Source organism: Pedobacter sp. GSP4 (assembly GCF_051857575.1).
Classification (GTDB): Bacteria; Bacteroidota; Bacteroidia; order Sphingobacteriales; family Sphingobacteriaceae; genus Pedobacter.
The window spans coordinates 19,076-44,715 of the sequence record NZ_JBPZIR010000015.1 but is presented as its reverse complement, the minus strand read 5'-3'; the positions used below and the strand labels follow the sequence as shown (position 1 = coordinate 44,715).

Below are 25,640 nucleotides of genomic sequence, written 5' to 3'. Positions count from 1 at the left end.
AGCGGTAGAAATTTTGCTTGCATCAAGCTTATCGGTAATGGTATAAGTCAGGGTGTAAACGCCTGCAGGGGTGTTCGCGGCAACACTTACCGCGCCTGTTGCAGGGTCAAGCGTTACCTTGCCATTGCTGTCGTTGGTTCCATTGGTGATGGTCACATCATTTAATGTCGGCGCTGTTGCAGTTCCGTTGTAAGTATCGTTGCTTAAAACATTCGCCACAGCCGTTCCGCCCGTTACCGAGTTCGCTGAACCGGCATCGTCTTTGGCCAAAATCGTACCGGAAGCAACGGTTACTTTTACCGTAGCGGTTGAAGTTTTTGAAGCATCCAGTTTATCGGTGATGGTATAAGTTAAGGTGTAAACACCTGCCGGGGTATTCGCGGCCACGCTTACCGCACCTGTTGCAGGGTTAAGCGTTACCTTTCCGTTGATGTCGTTGGTGCCATTGGTGATGGTTATATCTGCCAAAGTTGGAGCAGTAGTGGTTCCATTATAGGTATCGTTCGAAAGTACATTCGCCACAGCCGTTCCGCCGGTTACCGAGTTCGCTGAACCGACATCGTCTTTCGCCAAGATCGCGCCAGAAGCCACAGTCACTTTTACCGTAGCGGTAGAAGTTTTCGAAGCATCCAGTTTGTCGGTAATGGTATACGTTAAGGTGTAAATACCCGCCGGGGTATTCGCGGCCACGCTTACCGCGCCTGTTGCAGGGTTAAGCGTTACCTTTCCATTGCTGTCGTTGGTTCCATTAGTGATGGTGACATCTGCCAAGGTTGGAGCAGCAGTGGTTCCATTGTAAGTATCATTCGAAAGTACATTCGCTACAGCCGTTCCGCCGCTTACCGAGTTTGCTGAACCGGCATCATCTTTCGCTAAAATTGCGCCCGAAGCCACGGTTACTTTTACCGTAGCGGTAGAAGTTTTGCTTGCATCCAGTTTATCGGTAATCGTGTAAGTCAAAGTGTAAACACCTGCCGGGGTGTTCGCGGCCACGCTTACCGCACCTGTTGCAGGGTTGAGCGTTACCTTTCCGTTGCTGTCGTTGGTGCCATTGGTGATGGTTACATCGGCCAAGGTTGGAGCAGCAGTGGTTCCATTATAGGTATCGTTCGAAAGTACGTTCGCTACCGCTGTTCCACCTGTTACCGAGTTCGCTGAACCGGCATCGTCTTTCGCCAAAATTGCGCCAGAAGCAACCGTTACTTTTACCGTAGCGGTAGAAGTTTTCGATGCATCCAGTTTGTCGGTAATGGTATAAGTCAAGGTGTAAACACCAGCCGGGGTATTTGCCGCAACGCTCACCGCGCCTGTTGCAGGGTTGAGCGTTACCTTTCCGTTGCTGTCGTTGGTGCCATTGGTGATGGTCACATCGGCCAAAGTTGGAGCAGCCGTGGTTCCATTATAGGTATCGTTGCTTAAAACATTCACTACAGCCGTTCCACCAGTCACAGAGTTTGCTGAACCGGCATCGTCTTTGGCCAATATAGCCCCAGAAGCCACAGTCACTTTTACCGTAGCGGTAGAAGTTTTGCTTGCATCCAGTTTATCGGTGATGGTATAGGTTAAAGTGTAAACACCTGCAGGGGTATTCGCGGCCACGCTTACCGCGCCTGTTGCAGGGTTAAGCATTACCTTGCCATTGCTGTCGTTGGTGCCATTGGTGATGGTGACATCGTTTAATGTCGGTGCTGTTGCAGTTCCATTGTAAGTATCGTTCGAAAGTACATTCGCTACAGCCGTTCCACCTGTTACCGAGTTCGCTGAACCGGCATCGTCTTTCGCCAAAATTGCGCCACTAACCAAGTGAATTGTAACCGTTGCTTGTTTTACGTTGCCTGGGTTTGCTTTATCCTCTATTTGATAAATCAAAGTATAATCTCCAACAGGTGTACCTGCCAAAACGTTTACTTTACCCGTAGCAGGATCGATAGATATGTTTGGATTTGAGCTCGATATTTGACTAATCGTTACATTAGCTAAAGTAGCTTGGTTACCGTTTAACTTATCGTTAACCAAAACATTATTAACTGCAACACCACCACTTACCCCATTTAAAGTACCTTGATCATCAACCGCATATACACCTGTATAGGTTACTGTTTGCGTATCATTGCTCTCTGTTGTTCCCGAAACATCAGAAACATTGCCGTTCAGTGGATTTTTGCCATTAACTGTAGCTGTATTGGTAACTGATCCAGCAGCTTTTTCTGTAGCAGAAATTGTATATGATGCCGTAGCTGTTGTGCTCGCTCCCGGTGCCAGTGTTGTAGCCGCTAAAGTAATTGCTCCAGTAACTTTACTATCGGTTACAACCAGATTGCTCAAAGTAACATTACCTGTATTTTTAACGGTAAATAAGTAATTGATCGAGTTTCCGTTAATATTCAGTGTTGATGTTTTTACCAAAGCAACCGAAGGACTTACAACTAGATTTACATCAGCTATTGCTGTTTTTGCAGTTGGAAGCTCTGTGGTTTTAACACTTGCGGTGTTACTAATTTTTCCTGAGTTATTGCTTGGGTTACCATTGTTATTTAAATCAGACTGCAGTACAGTATAAGATCCACTGTAAGTCCAGGTTTCTCCTTTTTCTAAAATATTATCAGTATTTCCAGTTTTTACAGGATTACTTAAGTTCCCTCCAACCAGCGGATCGTTAACCACCACATTATTTTGGTTGGCATTTCCAGTATTTGCTACGGTTACCGTATAGGTGATTACATTTCCGGCTTTATTAACAGAAGTTACATCTGCAGCTTTGGTTATCGATAGCGATGAACAAACAGGAACATTAACCGTTACGGTAAAAGGATTTCCTACGCACGAACCTGCTACAGTTGCCTTTGGCGTTACTGTATAAACAATGTTTTGTGCGCTATTACTGGTATTGATTAAAGTTTGATTGATGGTATTGCCTGATCCATTGGCTGCACCTGTTACGTTTGTATTGGAATTTACAGTCCAGGTAAATGAAGAAGCAACTGAATTTCCTCCATTAGCTGTATTGTTTATATTATCAGACTGAAGGTTATAGGCGAAATTCCCTATACAATCTAAAGTCTTTGTGTCGTTAAATCCTTTCGGCGTTTGATAGATCGTTACCGTAATCTGTGCGCGTGTTGCACTCTCGCAGCTATTTAAAGTCTGGCTTGCATAATAGGTTCCGTTGGTTAAGGCTGTAGCCGGTGCCAAAGCTGTTCCGCCAGTAGCCTGTGTATACCATTTAACTGATGTTCCGGTGGCTACCAAGTTGGCTACAGTTGCATTGGCAATTTCGCAAAAAGTTTGATTGCTCGCAGTTGGTGCAGGTGTAGCGCTTATCGTTACCGTAATCTGCGCGCGTGTTGCACTCTCGCAGCTGTTTAAAGTCTGGCTTGCATAATAGGTTCCGTTGGTTAAGGCTGTGGCCGGTGCCAAAGCTGTTCCGCCGGTAGCCTGTGTATACCATTTAACTGATGTTCCTGTAGCTACTAGATTGGCTACAGTTGCATTGGCAATTTCGCAAAAAGTCTGGTTGCTTGCAGTTGGTGCAGCGGTAGCGGTTATGGTTACCGTAATCTGTGCACGTGTTGCACTTTCGCAGCTGTTTAAAGTCTGACTTGCATAATAGGTTCCATTGGTTAAGGCTGTGGCAGGTGCTAAAGCTGTTCCGCCGGTGGCCTGTGTATACCATTTAACTGATGTTCCGGTGGCTACTAAGTTGGCTACAGTTGCATTGGCGATCTGGCAGAAAGTCTGATTACTCGCAGTTGGTGCAGCGGTAGCGGTTATGGTTACCGTAATCTGTGCACGTGTTGCACTTTCGCAGCCATTTAAAGTCTGGCTTGCATAATAGGTTCCGTTGGTTAAGGCTGTGGCTGGTGCTAAAGCTGTTCCGCCGGTGGCCTGTGTATACCATTTAACTGATGTTCCGGTGGCCACTAAGTTGGCTACGGTTGCATTGGCAATTTCGCAGAAAGTTTGGTTGCTCGCAGTTGGCGCAGGTGTAGCTGTTCTAACTAATATATTAAAGGTAAATGTTGCACCACTGCAACCGTTATAAACTGGTGTTACGGTATACGTAACCGTAGCATCAGCACCAGAAGTATTAATCAAAGTTTGCGAAATTGGTGCCGCAACTGCACTGGCCTGGTTGGAGAAGCCCGATGCTGTTCCGTTACTTAAAGCCGCTGTCCAAGTATAAGTGGTACCGCTTACATTGCTGTTCGGTGTTACACTAAATGCAGTTGAAGAACAAATGGTCTGACCAGATGCTGAAGCCGTTAAAGGCGGCACCAAATATACGGTAATGGTAAAAGGATTACCAGCACAAGAAGCGTAAGTTGGTGTAACCGTATAAGTAGCCGTTTGTAAACTTGTACCCGAATTATTTAAGCTTTGGTTTACCGAAAGCTGATCCGTACCGGAAGTTCCACCAGTAACATCAGCCGATGATACTACAGGAGCAGACCAGGTGTAGGTTGTTCCGTTAGGCACATCAACCGGACCAAAATTAAAACTGCCCGATTTACAGAAATAGTAAGTTTGGTTCGCTATTACCGGACGTGGCGTTACCATTACGGTTGCCGTGCCAGAAATGGCATTGGTACATCCATTGCCCGAAACAATTGCCCTGTAAATCGTAGTAACCGGAATGTTGGTATAATTTAAGGTTGTGGTGGTATTCGCAATCGAAGTCCAGCTGATGCCATTATCTGTTGAAGATTCCCAACGCACTACTGTTGCCGGAGCCCCTGTTAATGTAAGCGTTCCGTTCGAACCAGAACATACTGTAGATCCTCCTGTAATGGTACCGGTAGAATTGATGGTTACGGTATGTGTTGCCGTTTGTGCACCACAAGGACTGGCAGCCGTTGCCGTTATTGTAGCAGTGCCATTATAAATGGCCGACCAGGTTACCGCACCTGTTGAGCTATTAATTACACCAGCATTAGATGGACTTAGTGCATAAGTAATTCCTGTAGTATTGCTTGCAGTTGCCGAATAAGTTTGCACACTGTATCCCTGGCAGCGTGTTGAGGTTGCGCCTAATGCAAAAACAGGCGTTGTAGCTGCAGGGCTAACCACTATCGAACCTTTAGCATTAATGATTGTGGTAGATGGGAGCGCATAAACTGCCCTCACCGTATAATTATAAGTTCCTGCTGTTGTTACCGTTCCTGGATTAATGGTTAAAATGGTGTTCCCTCCACTTGTTGCAGTACCATAGGTTAATCCTGAAATACCTAAACCAGTTACGGTTACTGTTGGTGTACCTGTAATCAGATACTGGATTGCGACGGTGCTGCCCCCCACACAGATAGACTGCGCATCGGTTCCTGCCCCCGAGGTTAAGGCGATATCAACTGGATTAACACTAGCTGAGCCCGTGTTGTTTGATAATACCGGATCAGCCTGTGGACCAGTTACTGTTGCAGTATTAGTATACGATCCGGAACTGTTCAGATTTGCCTTGATGGTTAGGGTAACTGTTTGGCCTGAAGATAAATTTCCGATAGACCATAAACCTGTACTTGGATTATATGAAGTTCCGGCAGCGGCAACGCTTGATACATAAGTATAGCCCGATGGTAAAACATCTGTTGCTGAAACACCAATAGCATTACCTGTTCCAGTAACCTGCCCTGACGCAACATCCGAATTCTTAACCGTAATGGTGAAGTTTACTGTTCCCCCCTTTGCAGGCGATGCATTATCTACCGTTTTGTTAAGGATCAGATCAATATTACATAAAGCAATAGTTACCGGGAGTGATTGCGAACTCATCCCACAATCTAAAGTTGAAGTAATGGTATAAGAACCAGAAACCGTAGCGCGGTAAGTAGATGAATTAGCACCAGAAATTGCCACTCCATTTAAATACCATTGAAATGGAGCCACACTGTTAGGATCGGCACTTAACAGAGCCGAAGCACAATCTGCCTGTGCATATGTTGGTTTTAATGCTTTTTCAGGAAATGGTGAAAGAAAATTCGACATCGAAAATCCTCCGCCCGATTGAACCATAGCTACTGTTAAGCGGCTATTGCTACTAATAAAAAATGAATTTGGATTGCCAATGTTGCTGTTATCAAAATCAATGGCATATGCACCAGTGCTTCCCAATTGCCTGCGTACCCCTACCCCTGGAATAGTTTCAATATCTGTACTGGTAAAAGCAGGAGAACCACCATTGGTGGTTAAATAAATTTTATCTGTAGGACTTTTGGTAACTACATAGGCAAAATAAGGTAAGTCGGTTAAATTATTGGCCCTAAATTTCGCTGTTTCTGCTTTTAACGAACCACCACAGGCACTCAAAGGTGCTAAAGTAGCAATATCGACCTCGCAATTGTTCGCTGTACCAGAATAGGCAACCACATTTTTCGTTGCTACAATCCTCGATCCAGAAAAAGGATCCCCTACTTGAACATTACCTGTACCTGTGCCTGTCGAAATACCATTTGGAAACGTAACAAAACTTCCTTCAGCAATTAAATTATAGTTATTGGTTGATTGAAGTACCCCACTATGGTCGAAGTTCATCACCGTTACAGTAGTGTTGGCTTCTGTAGCAATAATTGTTGTTTGCTCAGCAGTATTATTTCCTTTCCCCCTGATTACCACATACTCATTACCTAAAGAACTAACAGGTGGAACAGGATTGTAAGCCCCATCACCGCAAGCCTCAGGTGCATCTACGTTTACCCCGGTATTCATTACAGCTGGCCCTGATGTTTCAACCAAACTGCCCAATGTTGCCTGTAAGATATAACTCTGACCTGCATTTAATGTAGTAATAGCTGTGCCATTAAGTTTAACGGTAGTATTATTTTCTATAGCCAGAACACTGTAAACCGGGCGCTTGGTAGAAACCGTTGTAGCAACACCATTTAAATCACCATCCCGATAGTAACCTACCCTAAAAGCATTACCAACAGCAGCATCTCCAAAACTGAATAACGATGCATTTCCTTTGATGTACTGATCATTTGTATTACTTGCTGCGCCCGTTGGAACATCATCAGAAGCTACGTTTCTTACGTTTACGGCAATAGGATTATTACCGGTTACAATTATACCCGCTCCGTTAAGTATCGTATTTAAGCTATTTTTGGTTAAACCTACCGGATCGCCCACAAATCTGTAAACAGCCGGGTTTCCAGGTGTTGGAGTTAAGGTTGTAATCACAGTACCATCACTCTTGCTTATTGTAGCAGAAGTACCAGCTGTATTGGTAGAAACTATAATTTCATTTGCGCTGCTCCAATATTGCCATGGCGCTGGGGCAATGTAATGCGTTTTGTATGTTTGGGCAGTAGCGGTTGCAAAAGATGCGACTAAAAATAATGACAGTATCATTAGTTTAAGAATAGCTTCTTTCCTGTAATTTGAGAGTAGGCGTTGTATAAGTTTAATCATTTTTCCAATCGGAAGTAATAGGGTAATTACTGCATATTAATAACCTCATTCGATGAGCACAAAATCTGACCAAAACGGTTGTTTCTTAAAGAGAATTTCTCCTTTGATGCAATAAAACCTGCTACTTATTAAGCTGATCTAAAACAATTTGAAGAGATAGACACTGTAAAAACGTTAATTTTACGGGTGGCAAAGGGATGCTTTATTCACTGTTAATCTTATACCTCAATCACAAAAATCCGGGATTAAAAATTATACATAAACAGTAAAAACCTGTATTATCAATACTACAAAGTAACTAAAAAAAGAAAACATAAAAGTTATACTTCAAAGCAGGAGAGCCCAATGGGAGTACTTTTTTGATAATAATCAACAACTATCTGTTCACAAGTATCATTAATACTACAGAATTAAAACCAAAATGGAAAAATAATGAATAAAAAGAACAGGCTTAAGATTTAGTGGAATCTTAAGCCTGCAAAACGAAAAAATATTTTAAAAAAGAAATTAAATCTTTGCCCTGATCCTACTGAGCGTTTCGAGCCTGATGGCTAAAAAAGAGGCTATGTGCTTTAGCGACACCCTGTTAATCAGATCAGGGAATGAAACCAGAAACCTTTTATATCTTTTCTCTGCTGATGAGATACGGCATAAATAGGCACGCTCTTCGGCCGAGCGGTAATATTGCTCCATCATTTTCCGGCCAACAATGTTTGCTTCGGCAAAGTTCTCGTACAGATATTCAGACAGCACATGCGGAATGGCAATTAAATCTACATCCTCCAATGCCTGCAGATACTCTTCTGAGTCTCCATCTATCCATAGATTCATGATGGTACCCACTACCTCATTCTCTTTCGCAATCCAGGTCGTAATTTCGCTATTACCATCTTTGATAAAACCTCTAACCACACCCTTCACAATCAAAAAAAGGAATTTGTTACGGTCTACTGGAGATACCAGGTACTTATTTTTCTTGTAACTGATTGGAAATGTATGCTGATTGATACGCTTTTCTATTTCATCGTTGAGCGGATGAAATTTCTTAAAAATTGAGACTAAGGGCGAAAAGTTATTGTATTTCTTCCACCTGTCTTCATCAGATAAATTGACTGCGATCATAGAAATTACTGTTGGGATAGACAGAATCCTACTGAATCTAGTAGAATATTAACGTAAGTATAGGAAGATAGAATTAAAAAATAAAGTTTTTTTTAGCTTTTCTCTATTTTACGCGCTAAAATTCTTTTTCTACTCCTAGGCCGAATAAAGCGAAGTCATATTTAACAGGATCAGCTGGGTCGAACTGCTTTAAATTTTCGGTCAGCTCAACAGCCGTTAGCCAATCTGTCTGCTTCCGATTGATTAAACCAAGCAAACGCCCTACCCTATCCACATGCACATCGCACGGACAGATGAGATCTTTTGGCTGGAGCGTGTTCCAGATCCCAAAATCAACACCTTTAGCATCCGATCTCACCATCCACCTTAAAAACATATTGAGCCTTTTGCAGGTAGATTTCTGCTTAGGAGAGGAAATGTGCTTTTTGGTACGGCTAGGAAAATCAGTAATGGAGAAGAAATAAGCTCTAAAATGGTTTAAGGCCTCTTCAATCGAAAAATGAAGCTGTTGCGAAAGGCAGGCTGCCGAGGCGTAGCCTACTTCCCCTACATTTGAAACAACTTCCAGATAATCGGAACGGAAAACATCATTTTGGGGGATAAATGCCTGCTCCAAACTCTCAAAAGCACTGTAATGCATTTTAAAAAAAGCAATAAAATACAGTAGGTCCGTATCGTTAAATGTACGGTGCTTAAAATTTAACAAACGCCTCAAATCATCATCGCTATGGTTAAGCACAAAATCGTAAGGGGCATTATCCATCCTTTCCAACAGTTCCCTGCACTTATTGATAATGGTTTTACGCTGTCCCCAGGCCAAAACAGCTGCAAAGAAACCCGCTATCTCTATGTCCTGCTTCTGATCAAAAAGATGTGGAATACAAACCGGATCGTTGGCAATAAAATTGGGTTGATTGTATTGCTCTACTTTGTGATCGAGAAAATTCTTTAGTTCTAAAAATTGCATGGTATTTAATCTGTAGAGGTGATATTAAGGTCTCGATTTTGTTTGTCGCATTGAGCCTGTCGAAGCGCATTTATAAATTCCTTTGACAGGCTACCATTGACAGATACCTATAGAAAAAATCCGTTATCTCGATCCGATAGCTATCGGATGGAGCGCAGAGGAATGGAGAGAACTATTAAGAAAGATTTCTCGACTGCGTTGCACTCCGCTCGAAATGACGATCTCAGAGCGGCTGTCAATCATATCGATTTTTATAAAATAAATATGATTGACAATCTATTAATTGCTATTATTTTTTTAAGCCAGTGCATTTTCCAGATCTTCCAAAAGATCGTCGATATCCTCTACCCCAACACTTAAACGGAGCAGGTTATCGGTTACACCAACTTTTTCTCTTTCTTCTTTCGGAATAGAGCCATGCGTCATGGTAGCGGGGTGGTTAATCAACGATTCTACCCCACCTAAAGATTCGGCAAGGGTAAACACTTTAAAATTCGATGAAATCCTAAAAGTTTCGGCCAAATCAGCTCCTTTTAAGGTAATCGAAATCATCCCACCAAAACCGCGCATCTGTTTCTTGGCCACATCATGGTTAGGATGATCTTCAAAGCCAGGCCAATAAATTTTATCAACCTTAGGATGCTTTTTTAAATAATGCGCTATCCGTTCTCCATTCTCACAATGTGCCTTCATTCTCAGGTGAAGCGTTTTAATCCCCCTCAACACCAAAAAGGCATCTTGTGGCCCTGGTGTTGCACCGCAGGCATTGTATATAAACCAAAGATCTTTATATAAAGTTTCATTGCTGGTTACCAGCGCACCCATTACCACATCAGAGTGGCCACCAATGTATTTGGTTACCGAGTGCATCACAATATCCGCGCCCAGATCAATTGGGTTTTGCAGGTATGGCGAAGCAAAAGTATTATCAACCGATAAAATCAAATTCTTTTCCTTGGTAATTTTCGCTATCCCCTCAATATCAATAATCTGCATGGTTGGGTTGGTAGGTGTTTCTATCCAAACCAATTTGGTTTTATCATTAATGTAAGGCAATATATTTTCCGGCTTCGAAAGATCCAAAAAATGGAACTTAATGCCGTATTTGGTAAAAATTTTGGTAAAAATACGGTAAGAACCTCCGTAAAGATCGTTTCCAGTAATCACTTCATCGCCAGGTTGCAACAGCTTCAGCACAGCATCGGTAGCGCCCATGCCGCTCGAAAAAGCCAGACCGTATTTAGCATTCTCCAATGCGGCCAAGCAATCTTCCAAAGCCTTACGCGTAGGATTTGTGCCCCTCGAGTATTCATAGCCCTTATTATCACCAGGCGATTTTTGCCAGTAGGTAGAGGTTTGGTAAATCGGTGTCATTACGGCACCTGTAGTTGGATCAGGCTCTTGACCTGCATGTATAGCTTTGGTTGCGAATTTCATTTTATAGTATCAAGGTATAAAGGACCAAGTATCGAGATAAGATTCCAGAAGATCTATATCTCTGATACTATTTTACATTAATATTTAAATCGTTAGCGGGCAGCATGCTAAAAACTACGCTAACTTATTTTAAAAGCGGTTGCAAGTAGACTCAAGACTCCCAACTTTCGCCTCAAGACTAACCTAATAAGCTCTTGCAAACAACACCCTCTGTGTAGAGGGCTTGCCCGAATAAATACAAACGCCATCTTCCAGTTTATTATCCAATGGGATACAACGGATGGTGGCTTTGGTTTCTTCTTTTATCTTTTGCTCTGTTTCTGGTGTTCCATCCCAATGTGCCGAAATAAAACCAGCCTTAGTATCTAACAGGTCCTGAAACTCTTGGTAAGAATTGGCTTCGGTAATGTGTTCATCGCGATAGGCCAATGCTTTATTGAACATGCTTTTTTGGATATCTTCCAATAGCTTAACAATGTAAATATCTAAACCTTCCTGAGGTACGGTCTGTTTAACTTTGGTATCCCTACGGGCAATTTCTACGGTTTTATTTTCTAAATCACGTCCACCAATGGCAATACGTACCGGCACACCTTTCAACTCGTAATCTGCAAATTTAAAACCTGGACGCTGTGTATCTCTATCATCATATTTTACAGAGATGCCCATTCCTTTTAAGCGCATGGTCAATTCATTTACATAAGCCGAAATCCTGGCCAGGTCTTCATCGCTTTTATAAATCGGAACAATAACCACTTGTATAGGTGCCAATTTTGGTGGAATAATCAATCCAGAATCATCACTGTGTGCCATAATTAAGGCACCCATTAAGCGGGTAGATACCCCCCACGATGTAGCCCAAACGTGATCTAGCTTACCATCTTTACCGGTAAATTTCACGTCAAAAGCTTTGGCAAAATTCTGACCTAGAAAGTGAGATGTTCCAGCCTGTAGGGCTTTACCATCCTGCATTAAGGCTTCAATGCAATAGGTATCTAACGCACCAGCAAATCTTTCATTCGGCGATTTACGTCCCCTGATTACCGGAACAGCCAACCAGTTTTCGGCAAAATCGGCATAAATATGCAGCATGCGTTCTGTTTCCTCAATGGCCTCTTCCGCTGTAGCGTGTGCAGTATGTCCTTCTTGCCACAAAAACTCTGCGGTACGCAAAAACAACCTGGTACGCATTTCCCAACGCACCACATTGGCCCATTGGTTTATCAAAATCGGTAAATCACGGTACGATTGGATCCATCCTTTGTAAGTGTTCCAGATGATGGTTTCGGAAGTTGGCCTTACAATTAATTCTTCTTCTAACTTTGCCGTTTCATCAACCACAATGTTTCCGTTGCCATCATTTTTAAGTCGGTAGTGTGTTACAACAGCACATTCTGTCGCAAAACCCTCAACATGAGAAGCTTCCTTAGAGAAAAATGACTTTGGGATGAATAACGGGAAGTAAGCATTTTGGTGCCCGGTATCCTTAAACATTTTATCTAAAACGGCCTGCATTTTTTCCCAAATTGCATAGCCATTGGGCTTGATAACCATACATCCGCGTACAGCAGAGTGCTCTGCTAAATCTGCTTTTAAAACAATATCGTTATACCATTGGGAATAATCTGCTTCTCTGCTTGTAATTTCTTTGCTCATGTTATGTATTTGGAACGTAATTTGTGTGTTAAAAAGTGTAAAATTAGACGGCAAATTTATAAATTTATGCCTACAAACGATTAACAAATACGATCAATTATTTTATATCGGTTTTGTGACTAAATAAATAGTTATTTTTGCAGTCATTTTATTATATTCGTATAACACACACAACTAAATATAAGCACAATGAAACCAATTAAATTTTTACCCATTGTACTGATTGCTGCCGCTGGGTTGGCAGCATCATGCTCTACATCAAAATTGGCTCAAAATGCGTCAACAGATGATGTTTACAACTCTGTAGCTAGAGCTAGGGAAGTTGAAATTCCTGTACCAACGCAACAACAAGCCAGGGCTCAGGGCCAAGGCCAGGGTCAACAAGAATACGATGAATATTACGGTACCAGTAATCCCTACTACGATATGGATTACTCATCCAGGATAAACCGTTTTTATAATGGTTACAGCTGGCAGGGCTACTATGATCCATATTTCGATAATTACTACTACGGCAGCAGCTATGGCCCATCAAACTACTTAGGCATGGGCTTAGGCTGGAGCAATGGTTATGGCTTAGGCTGGGGCGGCGGTTATTATGGCGGCGGCTGGGGTTACGGAAGTATCTGGAACAATCCTTTTTACTACGGAAACTTTGGTTACGGCTGGAACAATCCATGGGGTTGGAACGCTTGGGGACCTAATTCTTACTACGACCGTTATGGTTGGGGCGGTGGATACTACGGCGGTGGCTGGGGTGTTGGCGGCGGATACTATGGTGGCGGCGTTTACACCAACAGAGGTAGCTACAGAGCAAGACCTGGAAGCGATGACAGAGGTGTACCTAGAAATGTAGCCCCTGGAAGCAATCCGAACTATGGCAGACCAAGCAGAAGCGGTTATGCAGGTAATAACAACGGTGCGGTAGGTTCAACCAACAATACTTATGGTGGCCGTCCAACAAGAAGCAGCAATACTCAGGGCAATTCACCTACTTACAATACCCCTTCTCCACAAATGAGCCGTCCAACAAGAAGTGAAGCTCCAGCTCCATCTTACAGCCCACCATCAAACGGTGGCGGTAGTTCTGGTGGTGGTAGTTCATCAGGCGGTGGCGGTGGTGGTTCTAGACCATCAAGAGCAGGAAGAGGTTAATCAATTTAAACACACAAGATGAAAAAATATATTTTAGCTTCACTAGTGGCTACAGTAGCCACTATGGGAACGGCTTACGCCCAAAGTTACGCACCTGATGCTTACCGTTTTTCGCAAACCAATTACGGTACTTCGGCAAGGTTTAAGGGAATGGGCGGTGCACAAATCGGAGTTGGTGGCGATATCGGCTCTATTAATGCAAACCCTGCAGGCTTGGGCTTATTCACCAAATCAGAATTTAGCATCACACCCGAATTTAATAGTGTATCAAATCAAAGCAGTTTTCTTGGAAATAATATTGAAGCAAAAAAGAGCCAGATTAACCTCAATAACCTAGGTGTTGTTTTTTACAGTCCGGCAGCCAGATTAAAAGGAAGTGATGTTAGCAAGGGATTGGTAAGTACGGTTTTTGGTTTAAGCTATACCCGCAATAATGATTTCTTAAACAATATCAGTTACAACGGAACAAATACCAATAGTTCTATCCGCGATGCTTATGTAGACCAGGCCAACAGTTCGGGCATTAACAATACCGTTGCGGGCGATGCTTACAACAGTTACCTGATCAATAAAAATGCTACAAATTATCCAAACGGGTTTTCGGCCGAACCTTACACAGGCACCAGCTTTAAACAAGATTGGAACGAAGCACGCCTAGGTTCAACATCTGAATTCAATGTGGCTGGAGCACTTAACTTCGGCAACAAGGTATATATTGGTGCAACGGCCAGCTTTGTTAACGTAAAATACACTAGCGATGCCAGCTTTACCGAATCGGGTGTGGTAAACACTTTTGATGATGGCTTAACACCTCCTCAGTATACCGGTAATGAGAATTACTCGCTTACCCATTTCAGAAATCAGGAAACAAAAGGTGGTGGCTTTAATTTAAAACTGGGTATGATTTTTAGACCGGTTAATGAATTAAGGATTGGATTAAACTTCCAAACGCCAACCTGGATGAATCTTGAAGATAATACTTCGGAAACATTGCAGGCAGCACTATCCGGAAATGCAACCAATTCATCTTCATCATCTAATAATCCTAGCAGATACTACACTTTTAGCTATAACCTACGCACACCGCTTAAAGCATCTGCTGGATTGAGCTACGTAATTGCGGGTACTGCCTTAATTTCAGCTGATGTGGATTACGTAGACTATTCATCTATGCGTTTCTCTGCCGATAACAATTCGGATATTTCAACCATTAACAGTTCTAACGATTTTATTAAAAACTCTTACAAAGAAACGGTAAACTATCGTGTTGGAGCGGAGGTTAAAGTGAGCAACGAGATTAGTTTAAGAGGCGGTTACGGTGTAAACGGGAGTGGTATTAAAGGCGGAGACAACAAATTCTACCAAGGTCAATACTACACTGGCGGAATTGGCTATAGGGTAGACAATTACTATTTCGATTTAGCTTATCAGAACTATAAAACCAATTTCAACTCAAGTCCTTACGAATTGAATGATTACACTGAGCCTGTAGCCGATGTTAAAAGCAACAGAAACAATGTTTTCTTAACTTTTGGCGTAAGGTTTTAATAGCGCATTATATTACAATTTTAAAGCACCAGTTTCTACATTGAAGCTGGTGCTTTTTTATGTTCTTCATGCTTATTTAATTCTTATTGTTTCATCACTAAGGATTATAAATCCTTAGCTCATTAGTCGGGCTAGCAGAAACCATCTAATCTAAAACCAAGCGTCATTCTCACGCAGGTGGGAATCGTAAAGCAATATGCTCGTCAATCGGGATTACAAATCCCGACCAGCAGACCAGCAGAAACCATCTAATCTAGAACCAAGCGTCATTCTCGCGCAGGCAGGAATCGTTATGCAATATGCTCGTCAATCAGGGTTACAAATCCCGACTAGCAAACTAGCAGAAACCATCTAATCTAAAACCAAGCGTCATTCTCGCGCAGGCAGGAATCGTTATGCAATATGCTCGTCAATCGGGGTTACAAATCCCGAAAGCCTTAAACAAAAAGGGTACCCACAATCGGGTACCCTAATCATTATTAACCTGTACTAATTTTTAATTCACATCCCACCATAACCTATCGGTAATTTTAGCCTTTTGTTGCGGCTGTGGGTTTGCTGTAATTTCGGTATTGGGATAAAGCACCCTTCTCGGAATTTCAGATAGTGCATTTTTAACCTTGGTTAAGGCCGGAAATCCGGTACGGCGCCAATCAGTATAATTCTCGGCATTAAGAAAGTTCGAGATTGATTTTTCTTCCATAATTAAACGCAGTGCATTTGCAGCCGTAAGCGTCCCCCTCGAAGTGATATAAGTATTCACATCGGTGGTTCCCACCCCTACTTTCGCCATGTGCTGCTTAATACCATCCTGATAAAAAGGTTGTGCAGCTGCGAAACCAGAAACTGCCAGCGTAGCTTCGGCTTTTATAAATAAGGCTTCGGTATAGTTTACCAGGTAATTATTGGCGTTGGCACCAGCATAAAAATCGGAAGGAATAGAATAAGCCTCCAAACTTCCAATTTCATCTAAACCAATCTGCCGGCCTGTATACAAACCTGTTTGCTTAGCGGGTTTAACCATTTTGCTCAGCCTTGGATCGTTTCTGGTGGTAAAGGCATCTACAAAGGTATTGGCCAGTACAAATGTGGTACCCGGCAAAAAGTTCTGCTGCCACGGATTTTCAGCTCCCGCAGCACCGCTGAATGCAATTTTAGCATCATCTGCGTTGCTTTGCATACCATTGTTCAATGCCGTTAAAGCCAATTGGGCCTGTGCCGAGGCCGTATTGCCAGGCGCCTTGCTCAAATGCAGGTAATAGCGTGCTTTTAAAGTATAAGCCAGTTTTCGCCACTTGGCCATATCGCCAGCGTAAATGTAATCATCGCTTCCGGGCTTAAGACCGCCATTTTTAGCAATATCGGCTATTCCATCATCCAATAAAGCCTGAATCTGAACATAAATCTGCTGCTGGCTGTCGTAAGCCGGTGTAGGCTGTGCCACGCCTAAAAAAGCCTGACTGTAAGGCAGGTCTCCCCAGGCATCAGTTGCATAACCCAAAGTATAAGCCGTTAAGATTTTTGCAATGGCCCCATAATTAAAGTTGCCATTGGCAGTAGCTTTGATCTTTAATAAATTAAGGTTGTTCAATGTTCTTACGTACACATTATTCCAATCGCCATCCATGTCTACATTGTACATCAGGTAGGTGCCAAAATTTGGCGCCACCTGGTTAAGTGCCATTACCTGTAGATATTGCTGTAGCACCACACTTAAATTCCCATCGCCCGATGCGTTGATGTTCTGTGAAATCAGCATTTGGATAGGCGGAAGCATCAGCGATTCTTTAACATCGATCGGTCTGTTTGGATCTTCATTTACATCCAGGTATTTTTTGCATCCGGCCAATGCCACCATTAGGGCAAAGCCTAAAATAAAATATATCTTTTTCATGTTATTGCTTTCTAATTGTTAGGGGCTATAAGGTCAGTTTCAAACTAAAATCAACCGATCTTGATGTAGGTGTAGAGAACGAATAAATTCCTTGCGAGCCATTTGACGAACCAAACGAGCTTACTTCCGGATCGCCACCCGTGAAGTGCGGTGCATAAATCCAAAGGTTACGGCCCGCTACCTGAAACCCAATGGTTTTAAAAGGAGTTTTTTGCAACCAGGCAGGCTTGACGTTATAACCGAGGCTAACATTACGCAATTTCACATAAGTACCATCCTGGATTACCGATTCGAGCACGCTGTTGGCACGTTGGTAATAAGCTTGTCCTGTAACTGAAACCGTATTAGGTAAACCTGTTGTTGCATTTACACCTTCAACCACACGTGGCCCGCGGTCTTCGGTAACCTTTGGTGTACCATAGAAATAACCATAGCCATCTACATTATTTTGGATATCGCCACCCTTTTTCATATCGAAAGAGAAACTGAGCGTAAACTGTTTATACCTGAAATTATTAACAATGCCTCCCATCCAATCCGGATTAATGTCTCCGATAATACCTTGCTCATCGGCGGCAAAAGGAAGGCCTCCATCATCAGTAAGCAATTGTCCGGCTGCATTTCTGGCATAGCGGGTACCATAAATCACGCCGTAAGGCTGATTAACAAAAATAAAGGTAAAGCCATTACCAACTTGGTTGAGGTCTTTATAAATTGAAAGCACTTTATTTCTGATCCGGCTATAATTGATGGTTAGGTCCCAGCTAAAATCCTGGGTAGAAATTGGTTTTGCATTTAACAACAGCTCAATACCACGGTTGCGCATCGCTGCAGAATTTACACTTGTTGCGTTAAAACCTGTTGATGGGGCCAAAGCCACAGATGGAATAATACCGTTCTTTGTCCGCTTATCGAAATAAGTAAACTCAATGCCTAAACGGTTTTTAAAGAAACCGGTTTCTAAACCTACCTCAAACTCATTGATACGTTCGTTTTTTAAATTCGGATCGCTAAGCACCTGGCTGATCAAGAAACCCGACTGCCCTTGATAAGGAAAGGTAGTGTTTCTGATTGTTTGCGATTCGTATGGGGTAAGTAAGCTATATGGACCAATACTCGCGTTACCCACTGTACTGTATGAAAGCCTTAACTTACCAAAGTTCATCACATCAGAAAGTCCGTTTGAAAAGAAATTAGAGAAAATAAAACTGGTTGCAGCCGAGCCGTAAGGATAAAACCTATTGTCTTTAGCCAATACCGAAGTACCATCGTACCTACCGGTTAAGGAAAGGATAATAAATTTCTTGTAATCGATATTCGATTGCAGGTAAAAGCCTATTTTCCGGGTGAGGTAACTGGCTTCGGTAAACTTAACCGTAGAAGTAGAACCGATATTATTAAAACCCGGGATCGTGATGCCCAAACCATTGGCATAGCCGTTTTGCGAATATGTAGAAATAAGGTTATTACCCAATAAGGCTTCAACATTAAAATCGCCGAAGCTTTTGTTCGCATTCAGGATCAGATCATTATTATACTGCCTAAAGTTGGTATTGTTATTTACGATCCTTCCGTTAGGGTTAGAAACCGAGAGTAAGGATTCGGTGTATTTGCCCTGCTCTACGTACACATCGGCACCAAAACGCTCGGTAATGGTTAACCAGCTTAAAGGTTTATAATCTGCTGTAAATGTAGGCAGAAAACGGTTAACCACCGATGTATTACTGATATTATCTAACACCCAATAAGGATTGTTACGCGAGAAACGGTATAAACGCTGGCTTCCATCCGGGTTTACCGAAGGCTGCAGATCGTAAGAAACCGGGGCAGAAAAAATAGTCCACACCGGACTTTCCAGGGCATAACCTTCTGGCAATCGGCGGTTTTTGGTATTTGCATAGTTTAAGGAGAAAGTAACATTCAGATCTTTTACAATCTGCGTAGTGAATTTTCCAAAAACAGTGTTCCGGTCAAAAGAAGAAGTTGGTACCGTTCCATCCTGTGCGAAATTGGTGTAAGACAGGAAATAAGAGCTGTAGGCTCCTCCGCCGTTAATGGCTACCGTATTGGTATATGTTTTTCCGGTTTTAAAAAACAGATCAGACTGATCGTACACCTGTGCCGGCTGGCCATTAATTTTTAAGGTATCCATCCTAGCTCCCCACGAGGTACTTGTTTTCTGGTTTACACCATCAAAATACACGCCATTTGAACCAAGCGAATACTTATTCTGGATTTCAGGTAATAGCGGCTTCTCCATCGAAAATGAAGAAGAAAAACTGATCGATGGCTTTTTATTCAGGGCACCCGCTTTAGTGGTAATAATGATTACACCTTTGGCACCATCAGAACCATATAACGCGGTTGCAGCTCCACCCTTTAGCACGTTAATGCTTTCGATGATATTTGGATCAAGATCGGCAATACGGTTGGTGCCCGGACCTGAGTTGAGGTTACCGGTTTCATCATTGTTAACCGGAATACCATCAATTACCATCAGCGCCTCGTTGTTGCCATAAAGGGAATTGGCTCCCCTGATGACGATGCGGGATGAACTGCCCGGCGTACCCGACGAGCTGGTAATCTGTACACCTGAAACTTTACCGGCCAGTGCGTTTACCAGGTTGGGCTCCTTCGATTGCGTAATCTGATCGCCTTTTACCTCCTGCGAGCTGTAGGTTAAGTTTCGCTTATCGCGCTTCACCCCCAAGGCGGTTACTACAATCTCGTTGAGGTTTTGCTGGTCTTCATTTAATGCGATGGTAATATTGCTTTGCCCATTGTAAACAAACTCCTTGGTTACATAGCCAATACCGCTAAAAACCAAGGTAGAAGGGTTCGCACTTTTAATCGAAAATATACCCTTCGAATCGGAAGAAGCCCCGACACTGGTTCCTTTAACTTTTACGGATATACCAGGGATAGGTTGCCCAGATGCGTCGGTAATTTTACCGCTGATGAGCAACGTTTGACCATGAATCTGCAAAACACAGAGCATGGTCAGCGTGAATAAGGTAATCTTTAATTTGGTCATTGTATTCGATTTAGTTAGTAGTTAGACCAAAATTAGTCTTCTCCAAAACCAAATTGAACGATGATTTTAACACGTACCAACCATAAATTAACGCAAATGTTACAATCGTTGTAAATACGTTAATAATTGCAGTTTTCTTTAACCAACTAACCCAAAAAGATTGAGCATGAAGGATATGCCTTAGATTTTAAACATAATTTTGAGGGCGATCTTCAAGGCCTGAGCACTATTGAGCTTTAACCGTGATCTCTTTCTCTCCATAAATTACCCCTGTATCGGTTACACCCTGAACTATAACCTTAAATTTCCCGGTAAGATCTCCTGTGTTAAATTTGATTGGCGTGTCCCCTTCTACCAAGGCCTGATAATTCCAATAAACGGTAGCGAAGTTGATCGGCTCATTTTTATTCTTCACATCAGAAACGTAAAACTCTTTAGGAAGATTGATACCTTTCAGAACAGCAAAATTAGGTTTAGGTGCCTGCGTGGTACAGCCCTGGTAAAAAATAGTCCCTCCTCTTCCATCTGCATAACTATGGCCCGTAATTGGGCTCCTGTTGTTCGTATCGCCACCATGATTGGGGCAGTTTAAAATGTTGTAGCGGCAAACGTAATCGCCACAACTGTTGGCGTAGGCATTTTTGGCGAAATCGGTCCGGTCATCTTTGGTTTTACGGATAAGCACTTCTTTTAACCGGATACCCGAATTAGCAGTTATGTTCAGGCTGTTTTCGCTCATTACGGCCATTTTATTTACAGGGGCTACAAAATCCTGTTGTATAACATAGCTTTTAATTTCCTCCTGCGGATTGTTAATTTTCAGTTCGTATTGATCGTATTTAGTAGTCGACATGCTTAACCAAACCGGCAACTTAGTTTCGTGGATGATTAGACTGGAAAAGGGGATATTGAAATGCCCTACGCTATCGGTATTGATAAAATTAAGGTTTGACCCTGCAATAGTGGTTAAACCCATCGGAATATTTAATGGTTTTTTTTTCTTGGTAATTACTCCGCTGTAATCAATGCTTGAAAGCACTTTGTTATTTGCCTCTTCACTGAGCTGAGCATCTGGCCATTTGTATCTTCTCCAGCCTTTAATCAAGAGTAGGTCATTCAAATAGTCGCGATCGGTTAAGCTCAATCCAAAACTATTGTTCGAAAAACCGTTGAGGTCATCCTTCAGGTAAAAATAATCCATAATATTGGTTTCATTGGCCAGCAAAATCCGATTGGCCTGCACACAGGATATGGAAACCATCCCGGTAACCTCCGCTTTATGGTTATCAGTTATTTTTAATTTCATGGCTACACTATCTCTGGTAAGATATTCTGCCTTATCTAAGCCAATTTCTACCTGGTTAATGTGATCGTAATGCGCAAAGAAAATTCTTTCGGCTATGGGTTTGTAATTGCTGTCTAAAACTGTTAAGGTATGCAAACCAGCCGGCACCGAGTCTAGTTTGAAACGTACTTGCTGAGCGTTGTTAGCGGTTAGGCTTAAAGCAGTTTGAAGAAAAATAGCCGAAAAATTGTGTACCAGTAAATGCACTTTGGTATTGATATTGGCTTCAATCCGCGTTTTAAGTGTACTATCAGCCACACTCGAGGCAGCAGCTAACACAATACCACTACTTAATGCGGCTGGCAGGTTATAACTGATATGCTGTTGTTCGGCCGGCAAAAGTTTAACAGTATACCTTTTAGCTGATGCAGGCTGGATCATAAAGGTACCCATACCCATTGAATTTGTGCCTATGGTATCTAATATCTCTCCGTTTTCGAACAAAACTGCCTTAGCTTTTACAGCAGCGCCTTCATCATCTTTGATTTCAAAACCCACCTTTGCTAACAAGCCGTTAACCAGATAACCGCCCTCTGGATAAAATTTTACCTGGTACTTGGGGCTGGTTAATACCGGAAGGTCAAATTTGCGGTATATTGTATCTCTTCCTTTTTTAATACTCACAAAAAGTAGATTATTCTCTGTCGTAATTTTATCGGCCGGATAATCGATCATCAGTTCGCCAATAACACTGCTTCTGGCCGTTCCGGTTTGTAATACCTGTTTATTTCGGCCTATTTTGTATTTTATCTCCGCATTTTCTACAAAACGGTTATCGCTGCTGAGCACTTTTAACAATACAGTTCCCTTTCCGGTAATTTGATCCTTAAGCTTAAAAATGGAGATCTGTTCTGTTAAAGCGGTTACCGTGGTCGATTTTATGGTTATGGGCTGAACAAAACCGCCATCGGGCTGCCCGTTTATTTTAAGGTTGGTATTGGTTACGAAACGGTACGAACCACTGGGCAACGAATCGGGCAGTGTTAGCGAGCCGAACGAAAACCCTTTGTCCATTAAAAACTTATCCTGAAGTACCACACTGCTGTCTTTATTGTTGATCAGCGATAAATACAGCGTGTGGTATTGTTTAATGTCTGTTACCGTTTTCAGCAGGTAAGCCGTAAACCAAACCTGATCATTATTGGTATACACATTTTTATCAAAGTGCACAAAAAGACCCGATTGGGCTTTACTTAAACCATAATTATTAAGGTTATTGGCCACACTATCCAGCTTTTGGTTTTGCGCCCTTACAGGTATGGCCAATAGTATGAATAAAAAAGAAATCAATAATCTTGAAAGCATAATCTGGGATATGCTTAAAAATCAGATTTTTCTTTTAATTATTCAACTAAATAATACCGTACAAGCTGCCGCCTTTGGTCGCTAGGGCATCCAGTTTTCTTTCAACTTCCATATCCTTGATCAATTCGGGTGCGTGGTGGGGCTTTTTCCTGGCATCAATAATTAAAGAACCCTTGCAGCCCCAATGCTTATTAATTGTAAAATCATTAATACCATAAATATCAGCAGCAGGATTACTTCGGGTAAAAGTTACCCAAACCAGGTTATCGAGGTCTTTCGCGGTAAAATCAGCATCATCGGCGATCACAATTAGCGGCAAACCACTTAAGTCCTGATCGATCAAGGCCATATTCAACATGGCAATTTCTGCCGCTGTTTTCTCCGGATTGAGATAGGCATTGCCTTTTAATACCATAATGCCGGGTATCGCAATTTTGGGCGACTGGAATTCGGCTGTCAATTTAAGTCCTGCCGGTATGCTGTTCCACAGACTTCTCTTTTTGTCTCCCGCAGCTGCGATTACCACTTTAGAACCACTGTTTAAGCCATCACCACTATAGTCTAGCGTATCAATGGTGGTATTGGTATAAAAGTGCACATCACGTGTAAAATCGATCCGTTCTAAAATGTGCGTCAGAAAAGCTTCAATATCATGTGTACTTAGCTCCTGGTTATCCTCTTTGGCAGCAATGAAAACATATTTGGCCAAGCTCAATTGGTTTTTACCGAGAATATGGTTGGCAATGGTTAAAATCTCCTGTGGTCTTCTTTCTTTTAAGTAGGGAGTATAACGCTCGCTACCGATAGCAAAAAGCAATGGATGCACACCTGCAGCATCAACGGCATGTACTTCTTTTAAGCCGTGTATTTCTTGTGGTATGGCAGAACCGGTAATTTCATGAATTAAAGCGCCAAAACTGGTGTCTTCCTGTGGAGGGCGGCCCACTACCGTAAACGACCAGATTGCATCTTTTTTATGGTAAACATTGTGCACCTTCATTAAAGGAAAAGGATGCGTTAAGCTGTAATAGCCCAAGTGATCGCCAAAAGGCCCTTCGGGTTTGTTTTCGTTTGGATATACGGTACCTGTAATCACAAAATCAGCATCGGCAGAGATACAGAAACCCTCATCATCATAAAAATAACGGAAGCGCCTGTCGCCCAGTGCCCCCGCAAAAGTCATTTCCGATAAACCTTCAGGCAAAGGCATAACAGCTGCAAGCGGGTGCGATGGCGGACCGCCCACAAAAATACTTACTTTTAAAGGTTGCCCCAGAGCATTTGCTTTGGCTTGATGCACACCAATCCCCCTGTGGATCTGATAATGCAGTCCAATTTCTTTATCCTGAATATAATCGTTACCGCCAAGCTGGATACGGTACATCCCAAGGTTTGCATTTAACACACCCGGCTTATCTGCATCTTCTGTGTAAACCTGCGGCATGGTAACAAAGGGGCCACCATCCATAGGCCAGTTAACAATCTGGGGCAATTGGCTAATCGTGGTTTTTAAAAACCGGCTCTTTGCCGAAGGCGTTTTGAGTGGCAAGGCCGATAGCGCCGACATGGCAGAACCAGCGTATTTGAATGGATTTTTCAGGGCTTTGATCGGATCGTTCCTTAACGACACCAGCTGCTGCACCTTGGGCAGCGTATCTCTAAAAATAAACTTAGATCTTTCCAGTGTTCCAAATAAATTTGAAACGGCCGGAAAAGGGCTTCCTTTTACTTTTTCGAAAAGAATGGCGGGGCCTTTGTTTTCATAAACCCTTAAATGGATGGCTGCCATTTCGAGGTAAGGATCTACTTCTTCTTTTATTCTGATTAAATGACCATGTTTTTCAAGGTCGGATACGCACTCTGCTAAACTTTTGTATGCCATGCCCAAAGATAGATATTTAGATTTTCTTGGAAACAAAAAAGCCCGTAGATAAACAGATTTTGCATTTTTCTATTTATCTACGAACTTAAAATCGCTGAGCTTGAATGAACTAATCAGCGCGCAGTTTGCAGTTCTCAGCTGGTTTAGATTATCCTAATAAACTATTGAACATTGAACTATTGACTAATGAACCACTAAACTTATTTTTTACCAGCAAAAGACCTTAACATCCAGGTGTTCTTTTCTTTAAACTGCATAAATTTATTTACCATATCGTTGGTACCATCATCACCGGCTTTATCCGAAGCTTCCATTACCTCACGTTCAATTTCGATCAGTGTAGCCATATCATCTAATATTGCTTCAACCATATCCAGATCTTTCATGCCAATGGTATCTACCTCTTTAATCTGAGATTCTTTAATATAATCGGCAAAACGGCTATGCGGTGGTTTACCTAGGGTTAAAACACGTTCGGCAATTTCATCTATGGTAAGCTGGGCATTGGTATACAATTCTTCGAACTTAATATGCAGGGTAAAAAAGTTCTGTCCTTTAATGTTCCAGTGGCATCCCCTTAATTTTTGATAGTGGATATGGTAATTGGCCAAATAATCATTTAAAAGATCTACAACTGGTTTTACTTCCTTTTCATTTAGGCTTATTTCTTTAGCATCCATATTTTGTTGTTTTTTTTAGCGTGTATAATGTCAATTTAACAAACCAGTTCAATAAAAGTTTTAGTCAAAAAACAGCATTTGAACAATACCGTATTTATAAGTTCGTTTAATATTCGGTGTTGTTTAAATTAACAATTTGCAAACATTTGTTAATGAACAAAATATGCATTTTACGTACATTAAGTCATCTTATTTTTACCTAAAAACCAATGTT

Annotated in this window: 12 protein-coding genes; 2 read left to right on the top strand and 10 right to left on the bottom strand. The window is 42.1% G+C overall.

The window, feature by feature from the left end; all coding sequences use genetic code 11:
- From ACS5PU_RS24235 to proS, 5 genes are all read right to left on the bottom strand, one after another.
- Window positions 1-7,341: PKD-like domain-containing protein (locus ACS5PU_RS24235; protein ID WP_439461738.1), on the bottom strand; the 7,341-nt coding region annotated here is incomplete at its 3' end.
- 567 nt (window positions 7,342-7,908) lie between these two features.
- Window positions 7,909-8,523 (bottom strand): Crp/Fnr family transcriptional regulator, encoded by a 615-nt coding sequence (locus ACS5PU_RS24230; RefSeq protein ID WP_439461737.1) that lies wholly within the window; start codon window positions 8,521-8,523, stop codon window positions 7,909-7,911.
- 115 nt (window positions 8,524-8,638) lie between these two features.
- Window positions 8,639-9,490, bottom strand: a complete 852-nt coding sequence (locus ACS5PU_RS24225; RefSeq protein ID WP_439461736.1) for a TIGR02757 family protein — start codon at window positions 9,488-9,490, stop codon at window positions 8,639-8,641.
- A 297-nt stretch (window positions 9,491-9,787) separates the two neighbouring features.
- Window positions 9,788-10,927 (bottom strand): cystathionine gamma-synthase, encoded by a 1,140-nt coding sequence (locus ACS5PU_RS24220; protein ID WP_439461735.1) that lies wholly within the window; start codon window positions 10,925-10,927, stop codon window positions 9,788-9,790.
- Window positions 10,928-11,110: 183 nt separating this feature from the next.
- Window positions 11,111-12,583, bottom strand: coding sequence for a proline--tRNA ligase (proS, locus tag ACS5PU_RS24215; protein WP_439461734.1), 1,473 nt, complete (start codon window positions 12,581-12,583; stop codon window positions 11,111-11,113).
- A gap of 189 nt (window positions 12,584-12,772) precedes the next feature.
- Between proS and ACS5PU_RS24210 the strand changes: the two genes are divergently transcribed.
- Both ACS5PU_RS24210 and ACS5PU_RS24205 read left to right on the top strand, forming a co-directional pair.
- The gene (locus ACS5PU_RS24210; RefSeq protein ID WP_439461733.1) at window positions 12,773-13,738 is read left to right on the top strand and encodes a hypothetical protein; all 966 of its coding nucleotides are present in this window, start codon (window positions 12,773-12,775) and stop codon (window positions 13,736-13,738) included.
- A gap of 18 nt (window positions 13,739-13,756) precedes the next feature.
- Window positions 13,757-15,286: an OmpP1/FadL family transporter gene (locus ACS5PU_RS24205; RefSeq protein ID WP_439461732.1), complete on the top strand. Its 1,530-nt coding sequence runs from the start codon at window positions 13,757-13,759 to the stop codon at window positions 15,284-15,286.
- A gap of 496 nt (window positions 15,287-15,782) precedes the next feature.
- Here ACS5PU_RS24205 and ACS5PU_RS24200 read toward each other — a convergent pair whose 3' ends face one another.
- The 5 genes from ACS5PU_RS24200 to ACS5PU_RS24180 form a co-directional block, all read right to left on the bottom strand.
- Window positions 15,783-17,180, bottom strand: coding sequence for a SusD/RagB family nutrient-binding outer membrane lipoprotein (locus ACS5PU_RS24200; protein ID WP_439461731.1), 1,398 nt, complete (start codon window positions 17,178-17,180; stop codon window positions 15,783-15,785).
- Between the two features lie 25 nt (window positions 17,181-17,205).
- The gene (locus tag ACS5PU_RS24195) at window positions 17,206-20,214 is read right to left on the bottom strand and encodes a SusC/RagA family TonB-linked outer membrane protein (RefSeq protein WP_439461730.1); all 3,009 of its coding nucleotides are present in this window, start codon (window positions 20,212-20,214) and stop codon (window positions 17,206-17,208) included.
- A gap of 226 nt (window positions 20,215-20,440) precedes the next feature.
- A complete protein-coding gene (locus ACS5PU_RS24190; RefSeq protein ID WP_439461729.1) occupies window positions 20,441-22,864 on the bottom strand; it encodes a hypothetical protein in 2,424 nt (807 codons plus the stop codon).
- Window positions 22,865-22,910: 46 nt separating this feature from the next.
- Complete coding sequence (locus ACS5PU_RS24185; protein ID WP_439461728.1) at window positions 22,911-24,746, bottom strand: UbiD family decarboxylase; 1,836 nt, start codon at window positions 24,744-24,746, stop codon at window positions 22,911-22,913.
- Between the two features lie 200 nt (window positions 24,747-24,946).
- On the bottom strand, window positions 24,947-25,426 hold the full coding sequence (locus tag ACS5PU_RS24180) for a Dps family protein (RefSeq protein ID WP_439461727.1): 480 nt from the start codon (window positions 25,424-25,426) through the stop codon (window positions 24,947-24,949).
- Window positions 25,427-25,640 lie beyond the last annotated feature (214 nt).